This window comes from Streptomyces sp. WM6378 (genome assembly GCF_001279695.1).
GTDB lineage: Bacteria > Actinomycetota > Actinomycetes > Streptomycetales > Streptomycetaceae > Streptomyces.
Map to the genome: position 1 here is coordinate 23463 of NZ_LGDD01000351.1, position 6000 is coordinate 29462.

Below are 6000 nucleotides of genomic sequence, written 5' to 3' on the forward strand. Positions count from 1 at the left end.
CTTGGGGTGGGGGCGGCGCCGCACCAGGTGCGCCGTCTCGACGGCACCTACCACCCCAGCCACAAGGCTCAGGGCAGCGTGAACCGCATCGGGTGTCTGGCGAAACAAGCACGCCGCCGACAAGCGCCACAGCGCAGTGATCAACAGAGCCAACGCTGCTTGATTCGGGACCAGTTGTTCTGGCACACACTGCACAGAGGGGCCCCTGCCCGGTGGTGTTGCCGGGCAGGGGCCCTTGACGCGAGCAGGTCGCGTCAGCCGTCGGACTCCGGTGACGGGATGTAGGCACCGGGTACGTCGTTCGGTGCGTAGATCTTGTTCTCGCCGGGGTACGGCTTCGACCAGTTGTGGGTCTGGTACCACGTGAAGTGGTTCATCTGCGCGGGGTTCGCGAAGTCGGGCACGGCATGGGGGCCGGTCAGCCGCTGCTTCGACTTCCAGGTGTTCCACTCCGCCGCGAGCGACTGCTTGTCGGCAGGCACCTTGGTCGCCGGTACGGCAACTGCCTTGGGGTCCTGCGGCGCCGGGGTGTCCACACCGCAGGAAGGCGGGGTGCTCAGACCGTCGGTCAGCGAGGTCCGGTTGGGCAGCGCTTTGAACGGGGCGTAGTCCGGGTGCTGGGTGAACGCCTCGCGCATCGGGGTGGCCGCGCTGTCCTTCTGGTTCATCGGGCGGGTTCCGAGGATCTGCTCGATGGTCCGGATCATCGTGATCTGCGAGTAGTAGTGGCTGTCGACGGTGCCGTGCCGGGCCCAGGGGCTGATGATCTGGATCGGCGCGCGGTGGCCGTCGACATGGTCGAGGCCGGCCTGGGAGTCGTCCTCGACAACGAAGATCGCCGAGTCCTTCCAGTACTTGCTGTGGGAGATCTCGTCGACGATCCTGCCGGTCGCGAGGTCGTTGTCCGCAACCTGGGCGGCGGGGCCCGCCGGACCACCGGTGTGGTCGCTGGAGAGCCAGAGCATGTTCAGGTTCGCCGGACCGTTCTTCTCGAAGTCCTGCTTCCAGATCTGCTCCCGGTAGATGTCCGGGACGCTGGTGTCGAACTTCGGGAAACCGGGCACCGACACGCTGTTGAGTGACGGGATCGGCGAGGACGAGTTGAGGGTGTAGGCGGTGCCTTGCCCGGTCGCGCCCATGTTCTTGGCGTCGCAGTACAGGTTCTGCCAACTCGCGTCCGACGGCTTGGTCAGGAACTGCTGGAACTCGCCGAAGTCCCGCACGGACTTCCCCGCCGCCTGCGTACCGGTCCAGAGGAAGCCGGTCCGCTGGTGGCCGAGTGCGTCGTCCTCGGTGTCGTAACTGCGCGCGTACTCACCGGCCGAGGACTCGGTGTACTCCGGATTGTCGGCCTGCATCAGCCAGTTGTGGCCCTCGGCCGAGTTCGTGCCGATGTCGTACGTGTTGTCGTACAGCCCGAACTGCTGGGCCAGTGCGTGCTGATTGGGCGTCACATTTTCGCCGAACTGCGTCAGCGCCGGGTTGCCGTTGCCCTTCGCGATGTCGCCGTAGACCTGGTCGTAGGTCCGGTTCTCCTTGACGATCAGGAAGACGTGCTTGATTGTCGAGGGGTCGCCGATCCGTGCCGGGACCGGCACGGGCTTCGCCCTGCTGGTCTTGTCGGCCAGTGCGACCGCGCCCTCGCTCCAGCCGTTCTGCTGGAAGACCTTGGCGGTCTCGGACCTGATGACACGGTCGCTCGGCAGCGTGAACTGCGTCAGGCTCGACGTCGTGTCGTGGGTGTTGTGGCCTGCGCTGTCGGGGCGGCGGGCGTCGACACCACGGGTGTTGGACACCACAATCTTGTTGCCGACGGTGGCGATCTCTGCGGGGAAGTAGTCCGTCGGGAGCAGGCCGACGTAGCTGACCGGCTCCTGCGGGGTCGTGTACCGGTAGACGGCGACGGCGTTGGCGCGGCCGAGCGTCACCAGCAGGTGACCGTCGTCGGTGAGGGCCACCGCGTTGGGCTCGTAGCCGACGGACGCCTCCGGCCACGGCTGGGTGGAGATGGTCTGTACGACCTTGTCGTTGGAGGTGCTGATGACCGACACGTTGTTGTCGGCGGTGTTGGTGACGAACACCGCCCCGTGCTTGGCGTACACGGCGGTCGGGTGCAGACCGACACCGATGGCCCCGACGGCGCCGGACGGCTTCGCCAGGTTGATGACACTGACCGTGCCGGTGGTGGTGGCACCGGTCACCGGGCTGGCCGGCACCTGGGTGTCATAGGAGTTGAGCGTGGAGTCGCCGGCCTTCGCCGGGCGGCCGCCCTCGTTGCTGACGTAGAGCTTGTTGCCGACCAGGACCATGCCGCGCGGGGCGTTGCCCACGTTCCAGCTCTGCTTGACGGTCCCGGTGGCCGTGTCGATGGCGACCGCGCGGTTCTGGCCGTTGACGGCGGAGTACACGGTGGAGCCGTCGGCCGAGAACACCGCCGCACCCACCAGGGCGTGCTTGGTGCCCTGGACCGGGATCGAGATGGTCGTCGGTTTGGAGAGGGTGCCGTCCGAGTTCACGGTGAACTTGGTGTAGCCGTCGGCCTGGCCGAGCCACAGTTGCGAGCCGTCGGGCGAGTACGTCGGGCCTTCCTGCCCGACGGCGCCGCTCGTGATGCGCAGGTCGTCCGACGGGGAACTGCCGATGCGCTGCTTCACCTGCCGGGTCTTGAGGTCCACGACGACCAGCGCCGCATCACCGTCGGTGACCGAGGCCGCGAGGTGGCTGCCGTCCGGGCTGACCGTTGACGACATGATCTTCCCGTCGTTGATGACGAGACGGCTGCCGTACGGGGCGATGTACTGGTCGCTGGAGATGACCTGGCCCTTGGGGGTGACCTGGCCGACCTGCTCGGTGCCGAACTGGCGGGTTTCGGCGACCGCGGTGCCGACGGCCAGGGCGGCAGTGGCGATGCATGCCGTGACCAGCGTTGCCCGGCGGCCGACCCGTCTGCCGAGCAGGACGAAGTACTCGTTCTCGACTTGCCGACGGCGGCGCGTTATCTGCATGGCGTCATCCCTTCGGGGTGGTGGAGAGCAGTTCGACGTTGGCGTCGAACTGCCACAGCGGGTTCGGTGCGTCCCCGGCCGGGGTCCGCACCAGGAAGTAGCCGTTCACCTCCTTCGGTCCGTCGCCATCGGCCACGAAGCGTCCGTCCGCGGCGACATCGAGCTGGTAGATGGCCGACCCGGTGGCCGCGACGCCGGGGAGATGCCAGGAGACGACGCAACGCCAGTCGTTGCCCGGCCCCTCGGCAGTGAGCCGGCCGGCGCCCTTGTCACACGCCGCCGTGACCCGCAGCTGCGCCTCGGTGACCTCGGGGCGGTTGAGCTGCTTGGTCTGCAGGCGGTAGAGATGGGCGAATGCCGTGGCGACCGACCGCTGTACCTTGTCCTGCTCGATTCCCGACCCCGTCGACGGGGTCGGGGTCGCCACGGCGACGGCCGTGACCGTGAGGGCGACCAGGCCGGCCAGCGGCAGCAGCGCGGCGGTGAGCGCGCGGCGCCCGGAGCCGTCGTAGCTCAGGTCGGTGAAGTCGCGCCGCAGGAACAGCAGATAGGCCAGCGCGGTCGCGAGCACGGCCCACACCAGGCCGACGACGATGCCGATCAGCAGCGGGCCGAGCTGCGCCGGGTCGGTGAACAGCCCGTTCCAGGCGATGAAGGCGTAGCTGGGCAGGGCGAGTCGTACGGCGACGGGCAGCGGCAGCATCTGGGCGAGCTGCATCGCGAGCGCGACGACCGCGGGCAGCAGCAGTCCCATCGGGGAGCGTCCCAGCGCGACCGACCCGAGCAGACCGATCCCGGCGAGGGCCAGGGTCGGCGCGAGCACACACGCCCAGGCGAGGAGGACCTTCCCGGCGGCGTCCGAGGGCTCCAGCAGGTGCCCGTCGAAGCCGACCAGCGGCTGGTTGCCGACCGCCACGAGGCCGCCGACCGCGCTGGAACAGGCCAGGCCGACCACGAGCAGCAGGACGACGGTGAGGCTGGCCAGTGCCTTCGCCACGAAGATCCGCCGAGGCGAGCGGACCACCACGAGCAGATGGCGCCAGGTGCCGAGCCGGTCCTCGGAGGCGAACACGTCACCGGCGACCACCGAGGTCAGCAACGGGAGCGCCCAGGTGCCCGCGAAGCCGAGCATCACCAGTGGTCCGGCCCACCCCGTGGCGTGCATCCAGCGACCGAAGAGCGTGTCGGAGGGCAGAGTGCTCTGCCGGCTCACCGCCGCGACGAACAGCGCCGGTGCGATCCAGCAGGCGAGGACAAGCAGCCGGATCCGCCATTGCGAAACCAGCTTGACCAGCTCGAAGCGGTAGCAGCGCGACACCGAGACGCGACGGGCAACGCCGGCCTGGTCGTTGACGGTGGCCGCGGTCATCTCCCCGCCTCCTGCGGATCGGTGAGGGCGAGGAACGCGGCCTCCAGCGGGGACACCACGGGTGTGAGCTCGCGCACCGAGATGCCCGCCTGTACGAGCCCCACCACCAGTGCGTCGAGGGCGGGTACCGGCGCGCGCACGACGAGCCGCTGGGCGTCGTGCCGCGCCATCGGTTCTTCGACGACATGGACCCCGGCGGTGTCGACAGCCACCCGGCGGGCGGCCTGCGGATCGGAGGCGAGCAGCCGGTAGTCGAGTTCACGGCTCTCGGCGGCCAGCTTGCTCAGCGGGCCGGAGAAGACGATCCGTCCGGTGGCGAGGATGGTGACCTCGGAGCACAGTGCCTCAAGGTCGTCCATGCGGTGGCTCGAAAGCACGACGGTGGTTCCGTCCGCCGCGAGTCGGGTGAGGACACCGTGGACGTGTTTCTTGCCTGCCGGGTCGAGGCCGTTGGACGGCTCGTCGAGCACGAGCAGCCGGGGCTTGGTGAGCAGGGCGGCGGCGAGCCCGAGCCGCTGACGCATGCCGAGGGAGAAACCGCGGGCCCGGTCGTCGGCGACGTCGGTGAGCCCGACCTGGTCGAGCACGTCGTCGATCCCCGCCGCCCGCGCGTCGTCGCCGCGCAGAGCGGCCATCGCGGCGAGATTCTGCCTGGCGGTGAGCGAGGGGTAGAGCCCGGGCCCGTCCACGAACCCGGCGACACCGTCAGGAGCGGCCGGCCTCCGCCCGACCGGCGTACCCAGGATCTCAAGACGGCCGCTGTCGGCGACGGCGAGGCCCAGCAGGAGCCCGAGCAGCGTGGTCTTGCCGGCGCCGTTCGGCCCGACCAGACCGTGTATCTGCCCCTGTGCCACATCCAGATCGATGCCGTCGAGTGCGACTACGTCACCGAAGCACTTGGTGATCGCGTGTGCCCGGACGGAAAGGAGTGCGTCCATGGGTCCCTTCTTTCGAAGCCTCCAGGGAACTTAGGGACGACACAAAGCGCAAGCAGGAACAGCGAGTTGAAAGTTCGGGGAACGGAAGACGGCCGGCATGCGCCGCGCCGATGGACTGGGCGGCGCCGTCTCGTCCGGCGCCTGGCACGTCCCGCGTCGGCGGGGAGGTGGGCGAGGGCGGCGAGTTCTGGGGCCGGCGGCGGGACGATGGCGAGCAGGGAAGTGAATTGACGGTTAGTCAGGTGGGATTCGGGGCGGGGCAGGCGGTACGGGGTGCGGCAGGTTTCGTCATCCGCCATGTGCGTACGCCGACGCATCCGCTGTACGACCACCGGGAAGCTGGAGTTGACCGACGTCCACACAGGCATGGCCGCCACCAGCGATCGTGGGAGGACGAGCACGGGCTCCAGACCGTGGTGGCGGCGGAGACGGCCTCACGCTGGCGATGGCCGACCGCTGGGACGCCGCGGGCACGGCGGGCGAACGTGCCGTCGCGTCGCACGCCGAAGCGTCGAAACCGCCCCTGGCCATGCAGATGGTCTGCGAGTTCGTACGCCCGGTGATTACTGCAAGGGTGTTTGCGGTGACGGGCTAAGAGGCCCTAACAAAGGCGTTGGACGTGTCGGTGTGTGATGAGGCAAGTGGCGAGGCCGAGGAAGGCTTCGTGGATGTCATCGCGTCGTTCCCA

Annotated in this window: 3 protein-coding genes; all 3 read right to left on the reverse strand. The window is 69.0% G+C overall.

Going from position 1 to position 6000, the window contains the following annotated elements; translation table 11 throughout:
• Positions 1-254: 254 nt before the first annotated feature.
• Genes ADK54_RS41355 through ADK54_RS41365 form a run of 3 tightly spaced genes read right to left on the reverse strand, consistent with a single transcriptional unit; the run spans position 255 to position 5312 of the window.
• Complete coding sequence (locus ADK54_RS41355) at positions 255-3005, reverse strand: bifunctional YncE family protein/alkaline phosphatase family protein (RefSeq protein WP_053731017.1); 2751 nt, start codon at positions 3003-3005, stop codon at positions 255-257.
• A 4-nt stretch (positions 3006-3009) separates the two neighbouring features.
• A complete protein-coding gene (locus tag ADK54_RS41360; RefSeq protein ID WP_053731018.1) occupies positions 3010-4374 on the reverse strand; it encodes an ABC transporter permease in 1365 nt (454 codons plus the stop codon).
• A complete protein-coding gene (locus tag ADK54_RS41365; protein WP_053731019.1) occupies positions 4371-5312 on the reverse strand; it encodes an ABC transporter ATP-binding protein in 942 nt (313 codons plus the stop codon). The genes ADK54_RS41360 and ADK54_RS41365 overlap by 4 nt, the downstream gene beginning before the upstream one ends.
• Positions 5313-6000: the final 688 nt, after the last annotated feature.

Excerpts from the sequence above, each read along its gene's own strand:
- ADK54_RS41355 (WP_053731017.1), bottom strand. The coding sequence starts at position 3,005 with ATGCAGATAACGCGCCGCCGTCGGCAAGTCGAGAACGAGTACTTCGTC.
- ADK54_RS41360 (WP_053731018.1), bottom strand. The coding sequence starts at position 4,374 with ATGACCGCGGCCACCGTCAACGACCAGGCCGGCGTTGCCCGTCGCGTC.
- ADK54_RS41365 (WP_053731019.1), bottom strand. The coding sequence starts at position 5,312 with ATGGACGCACTCCTTTCCGTCCGGGCACACGCGATCACCAAGTGCTTC.